The sequence below is a fragment of the Saccharopolyspora gloriosae genome, assembly GCF_022828475.1.
Taxonomy (GTDB): Bacteria; Actinomycetota; Actinomycetes; order Mycobacteriales; family Pseudonocardiaceae; genus Saccharopolyspora_C; species Saccharopolyspora_C gloriosae_A.
Genome location: NZ_CP059557.1, coordinates 4,466,769 through 4,481,422, shown reverse-complemented (window position 1 = coordinate 4,481,422; position 14,654 = coordinate 4,466,769). Strand labels below are relative to the sequence as shown.

The window sequence follows — 14,654 nt, the reverse complement described above, 5'->3', positions numbered from 1 at the left end:
GCGCCAGCTCGGCCAGGAAGCTCAGCAGCCGGTCGCTGCTGCGGTGTTCGGCCAGCGCTTGCTCGGCTTGCAGCCGCGCGAGCGCGGGATCGGTGCCGTCGAGGTCCTGTTCGGCGACGATCTGCCCGGTGATGAATCGGGGAAGGCGATCCGGTCGTGTCCGGAGCTGTTCCGGTTCAGCTCGTAGGCGATGGCCGAGAGCGTGGCCCGGATCGGACCGAGTTCGTCGCAGTCGATGCGCGCGTAGGGAACCTGCTGGTCGAGGCGTTGTTCGAGGGCGGCGAGGAAGGCGGTCTTGCCGCTGCCGCGCGGTCCGGTGAACAGCAGCACCGGCAGCGGTCTGCTGTGGGCGGTTCCGTCCTGGCCGGGGCGGTCGGCGAATTCCCGCACCAGGCGCATCGCGGGCTCCCGGCCGAAGAGGTATCCCCCTACACCCGGTCTTTCCCCGATTGCGCGCAGTGTCACGAAAAGTCCCCCGACTCATTCAATTGAACCGCATTCCCCGTTGGCAGACGACCCAGCGTAGTCACGGGTGATCGGAACGTCAACGAAACCCCGCCGGATTGCGGGATCGGCGAACCCCGTTGCACGATAACGGAAGATCAAACCCATAACCGTCCTTTGTGGTCGCTCGCGGAATTGTCGACCCTTGGTGTGCTCGGGAAAACCGGTGATCAACGGGTGGGGCCGTGCACATTCACTTCAGGTTCGGGCCATCCGGTGTCCGCATTCGTCTTGGCCGGAAGGGGAATGTTCGGCACGGCGGAACATTCCACGAAAGCACCACAAAGGTGAGCGTGTCCCCGGAGCGGATGAACGGATCGGTCGTCGAATGGCCGTCGATCCAGGTGGCTCGTACCGTCGGATTCGGCCGATCTGGGGGGACGGACATGATCGAAGGCGACGTGGAGACCGCGGTGCGCGCCGCGCGCAGCTGGATGTACACACCCGGCACGAAGCCGGAACTTTTCGAATCGGCGGCCCGCAACGGAGCCGACGCCGTGATCCTCGACCTCGAGGAATCCGTGCTACCGGCGGACAAAGCGGCCGCTCGCAACATCGTCATCGAGCACGTGACCACGGCGGCACGCGACGACGTGGTGACCTCGGTGCGGATCAACTCGGCGTCGACCGCCGCCGGGCTGGCCGACCTCACCGCGTTGATCTCGGCGGACGTCGCGCCGGACGTGCTGGTGCTGCCGAAGATGGAATCGGCCGGTGCGCTCGGCGTCATCGAGAACCTGCTGTTCGAGGCGAGCAGCAGGACGATGCTCGTCCCGCTCATCGAGACCGCGCGCGGCGTCCGGGACCTGCCGCGCATCCTCGCCTCGCAGCACCGGGTGGTGGCCGTGCTGGTCGGTGCCGCGGACCTGGCCGCGAACCTCGGCGCAGCGGGGGACTGGGAGTCGTTGCAATCCGTGCGCAGCTCCATCGTGCTCGCCGCGGGCGCGGTGGACGTCGTCGCCATCGACGCCCCGTTCTTCGAGACCGGGGACCAGCTCGGTCTGGCGGAGGAGACCAACCGCGCCGCCCGGCTGGGGTTCTCGGCGAAGGCCGTGATCCACCCGAAGCAGGTCTCCGCGATCAACACCGCGTTCGCCCCGACGGAGGACCAACTCACCTGGGCGAACCGAGTCATGTCGGTCTACGCGGCAGGCGGCGGTGAACTGGAGGGCGAGACCGTCGACGACGCGGTCGCCCACCGAGCCCGCCGCTACCTCCGCCGCAGCAAATCCGTCGACACCCTCACCCCGACCACCTGAACGAGCACCTTCCGAGGTCAACGCCTCTTCGCCCACTCCCACCGGTCGAAGGGGGCAGTCACCCGTGCCCGGCGGTGGAGTGAATCGCCCATTTGCCGGTCGGTGGATGCACGAACGCACCGCCCTCCCTTGAGGCGGTGCGTTCGGCTTCCCCGCGGTGACCGGCAGGTGGCGCCCAGCGGTCGTGCGGGGTGGTCGTGCGGCGCGGGATCAGCGCTTGATGCCGTCCAGCTTGAGCATCCGGGTGATCACGGCGTCCAGTTGCTCGTCGTTGAAGATCTTCTTCCAGTCGTCCTTGATGATCGACTCGCGGCCGTAGTCCATCGCGATCAGGCAGGCGTCGGAGAACGGGTTGTCGCCCTTGAGCGTGTTCGCCAGCGCCACCTGGGTGTGCCCGAGCAGCATCGCGCGCGCCGCCGGCTCCGGGACGCCGACGGTGTGCACCGTCTCGTGCAGCGCCTCCTTGAGCAGGTCGCCGACCATGCAGGCCACCGTCTCGACCAGCGTCGGCTCCAGGTAGGCGAGCTGCTTGACCGTCACCCAGTGCACGTCCACGACCGGCGCGTACATCGCGCGGATCACCGTCTCGGCGACCGCGCGGCGTTCCTCGTTCCCGGACTCGATCGCGGCGACGACCTCCTGCGGCGCCGCGATGCCGCCGAAGGTGTCCGCGAGCTCCTCCGGCGTGCGGCGCTGCAGGAACACCGACGGGTGGCAGGGGTGCGCGACCACGTACTCCAGGTCCTCGCGCTGCGCGAGCAGATTCGCGTACGCGGCGGCCGGGTCGAGGGTGACCACGATGGAACCGGCGCGCAGCTGCGGCACGACCTCCTCGGAGACCTTGCCGAGCACGATGTCCGGCACCGCCAGGATCACCACATCGGCGTCCGCGACGGCGACGGCGGTCTCGGTGACCTCGCGGCCCGCCTCGGTGACGCGTTCCTGACCGGCGGGGGAGTTCTCGCTGTAGCGCACGGTGTGCTCGGTGCGCTGCAGGTTGTTCGACACCCGCATGCCCATCTTGCCGCCCGCGCCGATGACCGCGATCGTCAGCTTCGAGTCCGTCATGTCCGCTCGCTCCTCAAGTAGTCCAGGTTGTGCGCGGTCCACTCCCGTTCGACCGCGCAGGTCGTCTCCGCATCGCCCTGCCAGGGCAGCCAGTGCTCGATGACCTCGTTCACGTCGCGCTCGTCGGCGCGCACCGCGCGCACCTCGTGCGCCCGGTCCAGCTGTCCGGTGCCCAGCGGAGCGCCGGTGAGCTGAAATCCGACCCAGCCCGGCGAACGGGTGAACGCGAAGTCCTTCACGTGCACGTTCACCACGTGCGGGGCGGTCAGGTCGACCACCGCCTCCGGAAGTTCCAAGGCGGCCACCACGTTCGCCGGGTCCAGGCAGATGCCCAGGTGCGGATCCGCGATGCGCTCCACCAGCTCGACGAGCGTGGGGGTGGGGACCTGCTCGTAGGTCTCCAGCGCGATCGTCACGCCCGCCGCCGCGTACTCCGGCACGACCTCGCGCAGGAAGCCCTCGGCCTCGTCGAGCGTCGGTTCGCTGTCGGCGGAGCGCATCATCGAGCGCACCAGCGTCGCGTCCAGCCGACCGGCGAGCTCCAGATAGCGGCGCAGGTGCGCGGGCCGCAGACCGCGGGTCCCGAGCTCCAGCCGCACGCCGAGCCGCCGCGCCTCACCGCGGACTTCGTCGAGTTCCGCGTCGCTCATCGACTCCAGCGGCGGGTAGTCGCAGATCTGGAACAGCTCGACGCCCTGCCGCGCGGTGTCGGCCAGCATCTCGATCAGCGACAGCGGCCGCGGAACGTGATCCGACCACTGCCAGAAGTACGCGTAGGTGCTGAGCCCGATCGTCATGACAGCGCTCCGTCGAGTTCGGCCACTTCGTCCAGAATCCTTTCCAGCGCGGCGGATTCGTGCGCGAACCGGCCCAGGAACAGCCCGTCGGCGGAGTCCCCGAGCGCGCTGAGCAGTCCGGGTTTCGCGCTGCCGCCGTAGATCACGCGGCTGCCCGCCGACGCGGGATCCGCGGCCAGGGCTTCGCGGAGTTCGCCGCACACGGCGCCGATGAACGCCGGGTCGGCGGGTTCGGCGGCGCCGATCGCCCACTGCGGTTCGTAAGCCACCGTCACCGGACCGAGGACCCCGGCCTCGCGCGCGGTGCGCAGCGCCGAGTCGAGCTGCTGCCGGCAGGTGCGCACCGCGTCGTCGACGCCGTGCGCCTGCTCTTCTCCCAGACACAGCACCGGAACCAGCCCGTTGCGCAGCGCCGCCGCCGTCTTCGCCGCCACCGTCGAGTCGTCCTCGCCGAACAGCCTGCGCCGCTCCGCGTGGCCCACCTCGACGTAGCGGCAGCCCATCTCGTGCAGCACGGAACCGCTGACCTCACCGGTGAACGCGCCCGCGTCCTCCCAGAACAGGTCCTGGGCGCCGACGGCGACGGAGCTGTTCCGGCAGCGCTCCAGAACGGGCGACAGCGCGGTGAACGAGGGCAGCACGAACAGCTCCGCCGCGCCGTCGCGCAGCGCGGGGTGCCGTCGCGCGATCTCGGCGACCTCCGCGCACCAGCGAAGCGTCCGGTCGTGGCTGAAGTACATCTTCAGGCTGACGCCGATCGTCCTCACCGGGTGGACCCGTTCTCGTACTCGGTGATCAGGCCGACCTTCTGCGCCGAGCCGGATTCCGGGTCGAAGCGGTAGGTGAGCCACTCACCGGCGAGCTTGCGCGCCAGCTCGATGCCGACGACGCGCTGGCCGAAGGTGAGCACCTGCGCGTTGTTGCTCAAGATGGCCCGTTCCACGGAGAAACCGTCGTGCGCGGTGACGGCGCGGATGCCCTCGACCTTGTTCGCGGCGATCGCCACGCCCAGCCCGGTACCGCACACCAGCAGCGCCCGGTCCGCTTCGCCCGCGGCGATGAGTTCGGCGGCGGCGATGGCGACGGTGGGGTAGGGGGTGTGCCCGGTCGCGTCCACGCCGACGTCCCGCACGGACTCGACCAGCGCGCTGTTGTCCAGGTCCTGCTTGAGGATCTCCTTGTAGTCGAACCCGGCGTCGTCCGAGCCGACCACGATGCGCAGCTTGTCGCTCACGAGATTTCTCCTTTCACCACAACGGAAATCGAGTTCATCCGGCGATCACGGTGTGCACGGATCGGGTGATCAGGGACAGCGAGACCGCCCCGGCGTCGGGGGTGCCGAGGCTCTTCTCGGCCAGCGGCCGGGCACGGCCGCGCAGCGGGCGCAGCGAGGCGGTGGCCGCGGCGGCCTCCTCCGCGACGGTCGCGGCGGTGTCCCACGCGGCGGCAGGCTCCGCACCGGTCTCCAGCGCGCCGAGCAGTTCCTCGGTGAACGGAACGAGCACGTCGACCAGCGTCTTGTCGCCGATCTCGGCCTTGCCGAGCCGGATCACGGCGTCGGTCGCTTCCCGCACCCCGGCTCCGACGGCCTGCGCGGTGGGCGCGGTCTCGTCGCCGAGTTCGGTGCCGATGGCGCGCAACGCCACGCCCCACAGCGCGCCCGAGGTGCCGCCGGCTCGGTCGGCCCAGGCGTCGGCGGCGCGGGTGAGCGTGCTGCCCGCACCCGCTCCGCGCTGCGCCGCGTCGTGCGCGGCGGCCACGGCTGCGTCCGCGCCGCGTTGCATGCCGATCCCGTGGTCGCCGTCGCCCGCGACGGCGTCGATCCTGCCCAGCTCAGCGGCGTGTTCCTCCACTGTGGACTTGATGATGTCGAGTGCGGCGAGCACCGTGCGCGCGGCCCGCCGCGATTCCTCCGTGGCCGCCGGGATCACGTCGATCTCGGTGAAATCCTCGGCCGTCTCCGCATCGCCGGCCTCGGTCGCGGTGATCTTGCGGTACGCGGCGGAATCGGCCGGTGCGCGCCAGAACCGTTCGAGTTCCTCGTCCAGCCAGCACAGCGTCAGCGAGGCGCCCGCCATGTCGAAGCTGGTCACCAGCTCACCGACCTCGGGTTCGACGGCCGCGATCCCGGCATCGGCCAGCAGCTGCGCGACGCGGCGGTACACCACGAACAGCTCTTCGTACTTCACCGAACCGAGGCCGTTGAGCACCACGGCGACCCGGGCTCCGGCGACCTCCACGCCGTCGGGCACCTCGGCGAGCAGGGTCCGCACGAACAGCTCGGCGAGCTCGTCGGCGGTCGGCATTTCCTGCTCGGCGATGCCCGGTTCGCCGTGAATTCCCAATCCCACGGCCATTTTCCCGTCCGGAACGGTGAACAGCGGCTCCTCCGCGCCGGGCAGCGTGCAGCCGCCGAAAGCGACGCCGAACGACCGGGTGCGCTCGTTGGCGTGGGCGGCGACCCGCGCCACCTCGTCCAGGTCGTATCCCTCGGCCGCCGCGGCGGAAGCGGCCTTGAACACCACCAGGTCACCGGCGACGCCACGCCGCTTGTCCCGCTCGTCGGCGGGGGCGCTGGAGACGTCGTCGGTGACCACGACGGTGCGGCAGTTGATGCCGTCGCCGCGCAGCCGCTGCTCGGCCAGGCCGAAGTGCAGGACGTCCCCGGCGTAATTCCCGTAGCACAGCAGCACTCCGCCGCGGTTGTGCGCGGACGTCGCCACCGAACGAACCTGCTGCGCCGACGGCGAGGCGAACAGGTTGCCCATCGCCGCGCCGTGCGCCAGCCCGTCCCCGACGAGACCGCTGAACGCGGGGTAGTGCCCCGATCCGCCGCCGATGACGACGGCCACCTCACCCGCGCGGCCTCGGTTGCGGCGGACCACGCCGCCCGGCACCCGGCGCACCCGGTGAGCCTGTGCGGCGGCGAAACCTTCCAGCATCTCCTCGGCGAAGGAACCGGGTTCGTTGAATAGGCGGGCCATGAGCTCTCCTACGAGACGGGATGTGCGGCGGTCACTCGGCGGCGGCGGTGGTGGCCGCCCGGTCGGCGCGGCTGAGCAGCACCATCAGCACGGCCGAGAGCAGCAGGAACGCGCCGACGACGAACATCGGCACCACATAGGAGCCGGTCCAGTCGAACAGCGCTCCGGTGATGTACGGCGCGAGGAAACCGGCCAGGTTGCCGAGCGTGTTGATCAGCGCGATGCCCGCGGCGGCGGCCACTCCGGTGAGGAATTTCGTCGGCAGCGTCCAGAAGTTGGGCAGCGCGGCGAAGATGGCGCAGGCGGTGACGGTGATGATCGCGATGGTCAGCTCGGGCGAGCCCGCGAACAGCGCCAGCGGCACGCTGACCGCGCCGACGATCGCGGGAACCGTGATGTGCCAGGACCGCAGGCCGCGCTTGGTGGCGTCCCGCGACCACAGGTACAGCACGATCGCGGCGGGCAGGTACGGCACCGCCGTGATCAGGCCCTTCTCGAAGACGCCGAACGTGGTGCCGAACCGCTGCTCGAAGTCGCCGATGATCGCGGGCAGGAAGAACGCCAGCGTGTACAACCCGTAGATGAAGCCGAAGTAGAGCATGGCCAGCGTCCACACCCGGCCGTTGCCGAACACCGCCCGGATGCCGTGATGCCCTGATTCCTCGGCCGTGCTCTTCTTCTCGGCGGCGAGTTCCGAGGTCAGCCAGTCCTTCTCGGCGTCGGTGAGCCACTTCGCGTCGCGCGGGTTGTCGGCGAGGTAGAACCAGGCCACGACGCCGAGCACGATCGCGGGCACGGCGACGCCGAAGAACATGAAGCGCCAGCCCTCCAGCCCGAACACGCCGTGCTGCTGGATGAGCCACCCGGCCAGCGGGGCGCCGATGACGGTGGTCAGCGGCTGCGCGAGGTAGAACAGCGCGAGGATCTTGCCGCGGTGCCGGGCGGGCACCCACAGGCTCAGGAACAGCACCGCACCGGGGAAGAACCCGGCTTCGGCGACGCCGAGCAGGAAGCGCAGCACCGCGAGCTGGGTGAAGTCCTGCACCCAGGTGAACAGCAGCGCGACGATGCCCCAGGTGATCATGATCCGGGCGAGCCAGCGGCGGGCGCCGAACTTGTTCAGCGCGATGTTGCTGGGCACTTCCAGCAGCAGGTAGCCGACGAAGAACACGCCGGAGGCGAACCCGAACTGGGCCGCCGAGAGCGCCAGGTCATCGCGCATCCCGTTCGGCGCCGCGAAGCTGATCGCGGTCCGGTCCAGGTAGTTGACGAAGAACATCAAGGCCACGAACGGCACGAGGCGGACTGCGACCTTGCGAATGGCCGACTTCTCCACCCCCGGACCGCGCTGCTGCGCGGCGGTCGAGGTGTCCACATTGACTCCTTTGAAGCGGGGTGCGGGCGGGGGATCGCGATCGGCCGGGCCGTGCCGGGATGCGATCCCCGTCCTGGCGGCCGGGCGCGGACCGGTGGTCCGAGCGGGCGTCGCCGTCCGGGCAAGTATTCGAAAATCCACTCAACCTGTCAACCGGTTGACCAATTTTTAGCCGTGGATCTTGCTAGGATGCGTGGCCATGCCCCCGTACCCGGAAAACCCCGACGCCGCGTTCGGAGCCGCCCTCGGCACGGTGCCCGCAGGTACGGCGGTGTCCGCGGTCGCCAAGCGCCTGCTCGACCTGTTCACCACCGGCGACCTCGAACCCGGCACCCGGCTGCCCCCGGAGCGCAGCCTCGCGGCCTCGCTGGGAGTGGGGCGCTCCGCGATCCGGGAGGCGCTGGCCGCGCTGGAGATCCTCGGCATCGTCGACGTCCGGCCCGGCTCCGGCACCTATCTGCGCGGCAGCGCCTCGGAACTGCTGCCGCAGACGCTCAGCTGGGGACTGATGCTCGGGGAGCCGCGCACCCGCGAACTCGTCGAGGTGCGCAACGGGCTGGAGGTGCTCGCGGTGCGCAGCGCCGCCGTCCGCCGCACCGATGAGGACCTGGCCGACCTGGCCGCGCAGCTCGACGGAATGCGCGAACACCGCACCGAACTGGCCAAGTTCGTCGAGGCCGACCGGCTGTTCCACCTGCGGATCGCGGTGGCCTCCGGCAACGTCGTGCTCCAGCAGCTGCTGCAGAACGTGCGCTCGCTGCTGCGGCTGTGGGTGGAACGCGCGCTGGCCGACCAGGACCACGCGGATCTCGCGCTCGCCGAGCACGAGCAGGTCTACGCGGCGCTGCGCACCGGTGATCCGGACGCGGCGGCGCAGGCGATGAGCGCCCACATGGAGACCGCGGCAGGCCGGCTCACGGAGTACATCGACCAGAAGTAGTCCGCCGGGCGGGAGCGCAGCACGCCTCGAAGCGTGGCCGGCTCCGGCGGTGGCCCGGATTTCGGCGTTGAACAGGTTTGCGCCGGGTCAGATGCTGGACGTCCCGTTCGACCTGAGCGCGGGTCGAACGGGACGTCCACTCGGCACCGGACCGGTAGCGTCAGTGCGGGAGCAGGCCGCCCACCGGAAGCAGCGGACCCTGCGGGTTCGGGGCCGTTCCCGCCGCCGTGTCGATGACGCCCGCGGCGTACCGGCCGACCGTGGTCGACGCCTGCGCCGGGACGCCCGCCACCTCGGCGGGCAGCAGCACCGGGCCGCTCTCCTCGCCGTTCGCCGGTCGCTTGTCGCTCCACTTGTCGACGGCGTTCGGCGGGCGGTCCTCAGTGGGGGTGACGCTTCGCCGCAACGTCTCCTGCGCCGCGGGCACCGCCTCGGTCGGATTCGGGTTCTTGGCCCACTTGGCCAAGTATTCGGGTCCGGCGAGGGGGTTGATCGGTGCGCGCAGCGGCTGCCCGCCGTGCGAGGGCGGGCCGTGACCGTGTCCCGGATCGGCCTCGTTCGCGGGTGTTTCCGTCCAGGTGTCGCCCTCCACCTCCGGGGCCTGAGCCGGGGAGAGCGTGCGCGTCACCGTCTCCAGATTCGTCGGGACGAAGTGGTGAACGCCCCAGTCGTACGGATCGCTCGCCGCGCGATCGAACCCGAGGATCGTCCGGCCGAAGTGGTATTGCTCGAGGTGTCCGGCGAAGAAGTCGAGTCCCGCGACGGGACTTCCCTTCGGTGGCGCGGCTGGGGTTTCCGCGTTGGTGCCCTCGTCCGCGAACGCCGGGGCGCCCGTCGAGAGGAACAGCGCGGCCCCCGCCGCGACCGTTCCGGTGATGGTGGCGATACGTCGTGCGTTGCTCATCTTTTCTCCGTGCTGTCACAGGGAAATCGAATGATCTGAAGCATTGCTGCTCGGTGGCCGGGTCCGTACGGGCCGGAGCCGCCGCCGATGACGGATCAGAAAGTTGAGCTACAGGAGGAACTCCACACGCGGCCCAGGTCCACGTGGCGCCGTTCCGTGAGCGTTGCCATAAGCGCGGATCTTGGCCGAGCCGCGCGGTCCTGACAACGCCATCCCAGGGGCCGGACGCGGTTCCCCACCTTCGTCGTCACCCAAGCGGACGCAGTGAACATCGTGCGGGCGCTCAGCGCGCACAAACGCACGAGTGAACGGACCGTTCGTCCCATGTGCTCGGACGAACGGTCCGCTCACTCCGAAATCCCCACGCATCATGCGACCGTTCTCCGCACGTTGCATCACAACCCGCATCGATGCGGCACGTGGTTCCGAGTGAACGGACCGTTCGTCCAACAAGACTGGACGAACGGTCCGTTCACTCGGTTCGGGTCGGTGAGGCTCCGACGGTGTGGTTTCGCGGGGTGGGTGAGCGGACCGTTTGTCCAAGGGGATTGGTCGAACGGTCCGTTCACTCGGTTTCGGTGGTCACCAGGTGACGGGGAGGGATTTGACGCCGCCGGTGACTCGGTCGGAGCGGACGTCGAGGTCGTTGATGTCGACGGCCAGGTGCAGGTTCGGGAAGCGCTGGAAGAGTTCGGTGAACACGACCTTCAGCTCGGTGCGGGCCAGGCTCGCGCCGATGCAGAAGTGCGCGCCGTGCCCGAAGGACAGGTGCACGTTCGGCTTGCGTTCGGGGTCGAACTCGGCCGGGTCGGTGAACGCGCCGGTGTCCCGGTTCGCCGCACCCGTCGGGATGATCACCGCGTCGCCGCTTGGAATGGTCTGCTCGCCGAAGGTCACGTCTTCGTGGGCGTAGCGCAGCAGCCCGAGCCCACCGGGATCGGCCAGTCGCAGGATCTCCTCCACGGTCTGCTGCGCGAGCCCGGCGGGGTCGGCGGTGAACGCGTCGCGCCGATCCTGCTCGGTCAGCAGCATCAGCACGCCGAGGTCGATGCGCGTCACGGTCGTCTCGTGCCCGGCGAACAGCAGTCCGGAGGCGAGCTTGGTCATCTCGTCGTCGTCGAAGTCGGGGTCTTCCCGCTGAGCCTCGACGAGGTCGGTCACCACGTCCTCACCAGGGGAGCGGCGCTTCACCTCGGCGAGCCTGCCCATGTACTCGGCGAATTCGGCGCGCGCGGCGAGGGCGTCGCCACCGGTGCCCATCCGGCTGGTCCGGTCGGACAGGTGGTGGAAGTACTCGCGGTCCTCGAACGGGACGCCGAGCAGTTCGCAGATCACCAGCACCGGCAACGGGAACGACAGGTGCTCGTGCATGTCGACGATCCCGTTCGGGTCGGCGTCGTGCGCGGCCGCCATCGAGTCGAGGCAGTTCGCGACGAGTTCCCGGACGTGCTCGGTGAGCAGCCGCATCCGCTTCGCGGAGAACGCCGGGGTGAGCAGCTTGCGCAGCCGGGTGTGCGCGGCCTTCTCCGTGTCGTAGCTGCCGGACGGCCCGTTGAGGATGCCCGCGTCCGAGATCCGGGCGGCCTGCTCGGGAGCGGGGTGCGAGCGGCCGAAGCGCGAGTCGCCGAACACCGTGCGCGCCACCTCGAAGGAGGTGATCAACCACGCCGGATCGCCTGCGGGCGTGCGGACCCGCGCGATCGGGGCCTGCTTGCGCAGCACGTCGTAGAGCGGCGCGGTCTCCAGCACGTTGGGCCGGTCGAACGGCAGTTGCGGCAGCGGTTCGGTGGTGGTCATCGGCGCTCCTGTTCCTGTGGTGGTGCGGAAACCTGTGGTGTCGCGGTCGCGCGGGCGTGGATTCCGGCGAGCCAGTCCAGTTCCGCGTGGACTCGGCGGGTCGCCTCGCGCAGCGCTTCCCGGCCCCAGCCTTCGGTGCTGCCGCGTTCGAGAGCGGTGAGGCGGTCGCGGCGTTGTTCGAGGGCGAGGCGGCGAGCGTCGAGCACGCCCGCGCGTTCCTCGACGGTCAGCCAGTCGAAGTGGGCCAGCCGAGCCAGGAACTCCGGTTCGTCCCCGGCGAGTTCGGCGGGGAGGTCGGCGAGCATGTCGTGCAGCAGTTCCCGGCCGACCTCGGTGATCGTGTAGACGTTCCGCGGCGGCCTGCCTTCCTGCGGTTCCGGGTTGCGCAGGACCGCTCCGGCCTCGGAGAACCGGCGCAGCGCGGGGTAGAGGGAGTTGTTCGACAGCGCGTAGCCGGTGCTTTCCTCCACGCGTCTGCGCAGCTCATAGCCGTGCGAGGGGCGCTTCGCCAGGTTGGCCAGCAACAGCACATCGATCCACACCTATGTCACGATAACCTAGGTCAGCGTGACCGTCGATGCTCGAGCTTCGAGGTGCGCGCCGGCGAGCGGGCAGGCGGAACTCGTGGCGGCGCGAGGGCGCACTTCGGGAAATACGGCAGCGCCCCGCATTCGAAGAATTCCCGATTCGATCATTCGCCGGAAGGCGGGTTTTCCGATGTCGGGAGTTCGGATCGAGTGCGGAATCGAGGGTTTGGAGAGATCATCGTCCGGTTTCGCCTTGGTCCGTTGGCGGCGATGCCAATAGTCCGTATGCGCTAACCGGTGGTCCGGCGAGCAGTGGTGGTATATGCCGGAACTGTGGCCGTGTTGATCTGATTCAGGCATGTGGTACCAAAGTGACGTTGCTCTATTCGTGTAAACCGCTTGACCTCCGAGTGGCGCCTCAAGAAACTGATCCTCGCGCGCCGGAGTCAGCAGGTCGCAGCCGGGAACGGCTCCCGGTCCTGCCGGGCGGGCGAATGGTCGGAGCCTTCGCGACTCCGATTGATCAGTGGGGGAATGGTCGACTTCTCGCGGCTTCGAATCGAGGTCGAGTGCGGTTCATCGTGCGCATCTTCTTCTTCCTTTCCCTTTGCTGAGGAGCATTCATTCCGGCGTCCGGAGGAATGGGAGGGGCATGCCGACGAACACGTCCTATCCAGGTGTCTATGTCGAGGAAATCCCCAGTAGCGCGCGCACCATCACCACCGTCACCACCTCGGTGACCGCGTTCGTGGGACATACCAGGCGCGGGCCGCTCAACAAGCCCGTTCGCGTCACCAGCTTCGCCGACTTCGAGCGCCACTTCGGCGGCCTCACCTCGCGGAGCGCATTGAGCTACGCCGTGCACCAGTTCTTCGCCAACGGCGGGGCCGTCGCGCTGATCGTGCGGGTGGCCGCGCGCGGCACCGGCAAGGCCGCCTCGGTCGTGCTGCACGCCGCGGACCGCCGCAAGGACTGCCCGGTGCTCGCCGTGCACGCCAAGGAGCCCGGCTCCTGGGGCAACGGCCTGCACGTCACCGTCGACCACGACACGTCCAGCCCGGAGGAGACCTTCAACCTGCAGGTCTCCGATGCCAGGGGCGGAGCTCGCGAGGCGTTCGGCGGTCTGTCGCTGGACCCGGGCCACGGCCGCTACGCGGAGACGGCGGTCAACCCGGCCTCCGCGCTGATCCGCGTTGAGGTGCTCGACTCGGGCGTGCCCGCCGCGAGCGGCACCGTGTCGCGCCACTTCGACGACGAGCTGCCCGACCTGGGCCAGGAGCTCACCGTCAAGATCGGTGACGTGGAACGGGATTTCACGATCCACGAACCGGACGAGGACGGGGAGGCACCGGCCACCGTCGCCGAGTTCGCCCTGCTGCTGGAGCGGAAGCTGCGGTCGCTGCCGGACGGTCCGGGCAAGCGTGCGTTCGCCGCAGCGACGGTCACCGCATTCGGTGATCGCCTGCAGACCGTCGCCGGATCCACCGATCCCGCCGACGAGGTCCGGTTCCGCGGTGAGTGCGCCGGCGACCTCGGCCTCGACGAGACGGTGCGGCCGCCGGTGTTCCCGCTGGAATGCGGGGAGGACGGTGACCCGCCGGGTCCGCGCGACCTCATCGGCGCCGAAGCGCGCAAGACCGGACTGCAGGCGCTGCGCGACGTCGACGACGTGAACCTGTTGGCGCTGCCCGAACTCGCCGCCTACGAGTCCACCGAGGATGTTCTCATGGTGCTCACGGCGGCCGATCGGATCTGCCGGGAACGGCGCATCTTCCTGCTCGTCGACGCCCCGTCGTCCTGGGCGGGAGTGGACGCGGCCCGCGCCGGGGTCGCCGCGTTCGACCCGGTGCGCAGCGACCACGCCGGACTGTTCTTCCCGCACCTGCAGCTGACCGATCCGCTCTCCGGCAGGCTGCGCTCCTTCCCGCCGTCCGGGGCGGTGGCGGGTGTCATCGCGCGCACCGACGCCGACCGCGGCGTGTGGAAGGCACCGGCGGGCACCGAGGCGAAACTGCTCGGCGCGCGGTCGCTGTCGGTTCGGCTCACGGACCGGGACAACGGCCTGCTCAACCCGCTCGGGGTGAACTGCCTGCGCAGCTTCCCGGTGGTGGGTTCGGTGGTGTGGGGTGCGCGGACGCTCGCGGGCTCGGACGCCTTGGACGGCGAGTGGAAGTACCTGCCGGTGCGGCGCCTCGCGCTGCACGTCGAGGAGAGCCTGCGGCGCGGGTTGCAGTGGGTGGTCTTCGAACCGAACTCCGAGCAGCTGTGGCAGCAGATCCGGCTCAACGCCTCGGCTTACCTGCACACGCTGTTCCGGCAGGGCGCGTTCCAGGGCGGCACGCCGCGCGAGGCGTACTTCGTCAAGTGCGACGCCGACACCACCACCCAGGCGGACATCGATCGCGGCGTGGTCAACGTCGTGGTGGGCATCGCGCCGACGAAACCCGCCGAGTTCGTGATCGTGACGATCCAGCAGATGGCCGGGCAGCAGGCCTAGCG

General features: G+C 69.7%; 13 protein-coding genes. 3 read left to right on the top strand and 10 right to left on the bottom strand.

From position 1 onward, the window contains the following. Positions 1-21: 21 nt before the first annotated feature. The gene (locus tag H2Q94_RS19345) at positions 22-465 is read right to left on the bottom strand and encodes an ATP-binding protein (protein ID WP_475273668.1); all 444 of its coding nucleotides are present in this window, start codon (positions 463-465) and stop codon (positions 22-24) included. Between the two features lie 425 nt (positions 466-890). Here H2Q94_RS19345 and H2Q94_RS19340 point away from each other — a divergent pair, with 425 nt between their 5' ends. After that, positions 891-1,763 carry an aldolase/citrate lyase family protein gene (locus H2Q94_RS19340; protein WP_243788611.1) on the top strand — a complete coding sequence of 291 codons (873 nt, stop codon included), beginning with the start codon at positions 891-893 and terminating at the stop codon, positions 1,761-1,763. Positions 1,764-1,973: 210 nt separating this feature from the next. Here the strand turns inward: H2Q94_RS19340 and H2Q94_RS19335 are convergent, their stop codons facing one another. The 6 genes from H2Q94_RS19335 to H2Q94_RS19310 are packed head-to-tail and all read right to left on the bottom strand — an operon-like array spanning position 1,974 to position 7,987. Then, entirely contained in the window at positions 1,974-2,831 is an 858-nt protein-coding gene (locus tag H2Q94_RS19335; RefSeq protein WP_243788610.1) for a phosphogluconate dehydrogenase C-terminal domain-containing protein, read from the bottom strand. Then, positions 2,828-3,628: a sugar phosphate isomerase/epimerase family protein gene (locus H2Q94_RS19330; RefSeq protein ID WP_243788609.1), complete on the bottom strand. Its 801-nt coding sequence runs from the start codon at positions 3,626-3,628 to the stop codon at positions 2,828-2,830. Before H2Q94_RS19330 ends, H2Q94_RS19335 begins: the two co-directional genes overlap by 4 nt. Then, positions 3,625-4,395, bottom strand: a complete 771-nt coding sequence (locus H2Q94_RS19325; protein WP_243788608.1) for a triose-phosphate isomerase family protein — start codon at positions 4,393-4,395, stop codon at positions 3,625-3,627. Before H2Q94_RS19325 ends, H2Q94_RS19330 begins: the two co-directional genes overlap by 4 nt. Then, on the bottom strand, positions 4,392-4,862 hold the full coding sequence (locus tag H2Q94_RS19320; RefSeq protein WP_243788607.1) for a ribose-5-phosphate isomerase: 471 nt from the start codon (positions 4,860-4,862) through the stop codon (positions 4,392-4,394). The genes H2Q94_RS19325 and H2Q94_RS19320 overlap by 4 nt, the downstream gene beginning before the upstream one ends. 34 nt (positions 4,863-4,896) lie before the next feature. After that, positions 4,897-6,612 carry a dihydroxyacetone kinase family protein gene (locus tag H2Q94_RS19315; RefSeq protein ID WP_243788606.1) on the bottom strand — a complete coding sequence of 572 codons (1,716 nt, stop codon included), beginning with the start codon at positions 6,610-6,612 and terminating at the stop codon, positions 4,897-4,899. Positions 6,613-6,643: 31 nt separating this feature from the next. Further along, positions 6,644-7,987, bottom strand: a complete 1,344-nt coding sequence (locus H2Q94_RS19310) for an MFS transporter (protein WP_243788605.1) — start codon at positions 7,985-7,987, stop codon at positions 6,644-6,646. A 199-nt stretch (positions 7,988-8,186) separates the two neighbouring features. On the opposite strand from H2Q94_RS19310, the gene H2Q94_RS19305 reads away from it, so the two are divergent. Further along, positions 8,187-8,927 (top strand): FadR/GntR family transcriptional regulator, encoded by a 741-nt coding sequence (locus tag H2Q94_RS19305; RefSeq protein ID WP_243788604.1) that lies wholly within the window; start codon positions 8,187-8,189, stop codon positions 8,925-8,927. Between the two features lie 160 nt (positions 8,928-9,087). On the opposite strand, the gene H2Q94_RS19300 is transcribed toward H2Q94_RS19305, so the two are convergent. From H2Q94_RS19300 to H2Q94_RS19290, 3 genes are all read right to left on the bottom strand, one after another. Next, positions 9,088-9,831, bottom strand: a complete 744-nt coding sequence (locus H2Q94_RS19300) for a hypothetical protein (RefSeq protein WP_243788603.1) — start codon at positions 9,829-9,831, stop codon at positions 9,088-9,090. Positions 9,832-10,413: 582 nt separating this feature from the next. Continuing rightward, complete coding sequence (locus H2Q94_RS19295) at positions 10,414-11,628, bottom strand: cytochrome P450 (protein ID WP_243788602.1); 1,215 nt, start codon at positions 11,626-11,628, stop codon at positions 10,414-10,416. After that, complete coding sequence (locus tag H2Q94_RS19290; RefSeq protein ID WP_243788601.1) at positions 11,625-12,170, bottom strand: PadR family transcriptional regulator; 546 nt, start codon at positions 12,168-12,170, stop codon at positions 11,625-11,627. Before H2Q94_RS19290 ends, H2Q94_RS19295 begins: the two co-directional genes overlap by 4 nt. 637 nt (positions 12,171-12,807) lie before the next feature. On the opposite strand from H2Q94_RS19290, the gene H2Q94_RS19285 reads away from it, so the two are divergent. Next, positions 12,808-14,652, top strand: coding sequence for a phage tail sheath family protein (locus H2Q94_RS19285; protein ID WP_243788600.1), 1,845 nt, complete (start codon positions 12,808-12,810; stop codon positions 14,650-14,652). Positions 14,653-14,654: the final 2 nt, after the last annotated feature.

What these genes read in the sequence shown, in the direction of transcription:
- H2Q94_RS19305 (WP_243788604.1), top strand. Translation starts at nt 8,187, where the DNA reads ATGCCCCCGTACCCGGAAAACCCCGACGCCGCGTTCGGAGCCGCCCTC.
- H2Q94_RS19300 (WP_243788603.1), bottom strand. Translation starts at nt 9,831, where the DNA reads ATGAGCAACGCACGACGTATCGCCACCATCACCGGAACGGTCGCGGCG.
- H2Q94_RS19285 (WP_243788600.1), top strand. Translation starts at nt 12,808, where the DNA reads ATGCCGACGAACACGTCCTATCCAGGTGTCTATGTCGAGGAAATCCCC.
- H2Q94_RS19340 (WP_243788611.1), top strand. Translation starts at nt 891, where the DNA reads ATGATCGAAGGCGACGTGGAGACCGCGGTGCGCGCCGCGCGCAGCTGG.
- H2Q94_RS19295 (WP_243788602.1), bottom strand. Translation starts at nt 11,628, where the DNA reads ATGACCACCACCGAACCGCTGCCGCAACTGCCGTTCGACCGGCCCAAC.
- H2Q94_RS19335 (WP_243788610.1), bottom strand. Translation starts at nt 2,831, where the DNA reads ATGACGGACTCGAAGCTGACGATCGCGGTCATCGGCGCGGGCGGCAAG.
- H2Q94_RS19330 (WP_243788609.1), bottom strand. Translation starts at nt 3,628, where the DNA reads ATGACGATCGGGCTCAGCACCTACGCGTACTTCTGGCAGTGGTCGGAT.
- H2Q94_RS19315 (WP_243788606.1), bottom strand. Translation starts at nt 6,612, where the DNA reads ATGGCCCGCCTATTCAACGAACCCGGTTCCTTCGCCGAGGAGATGCTG.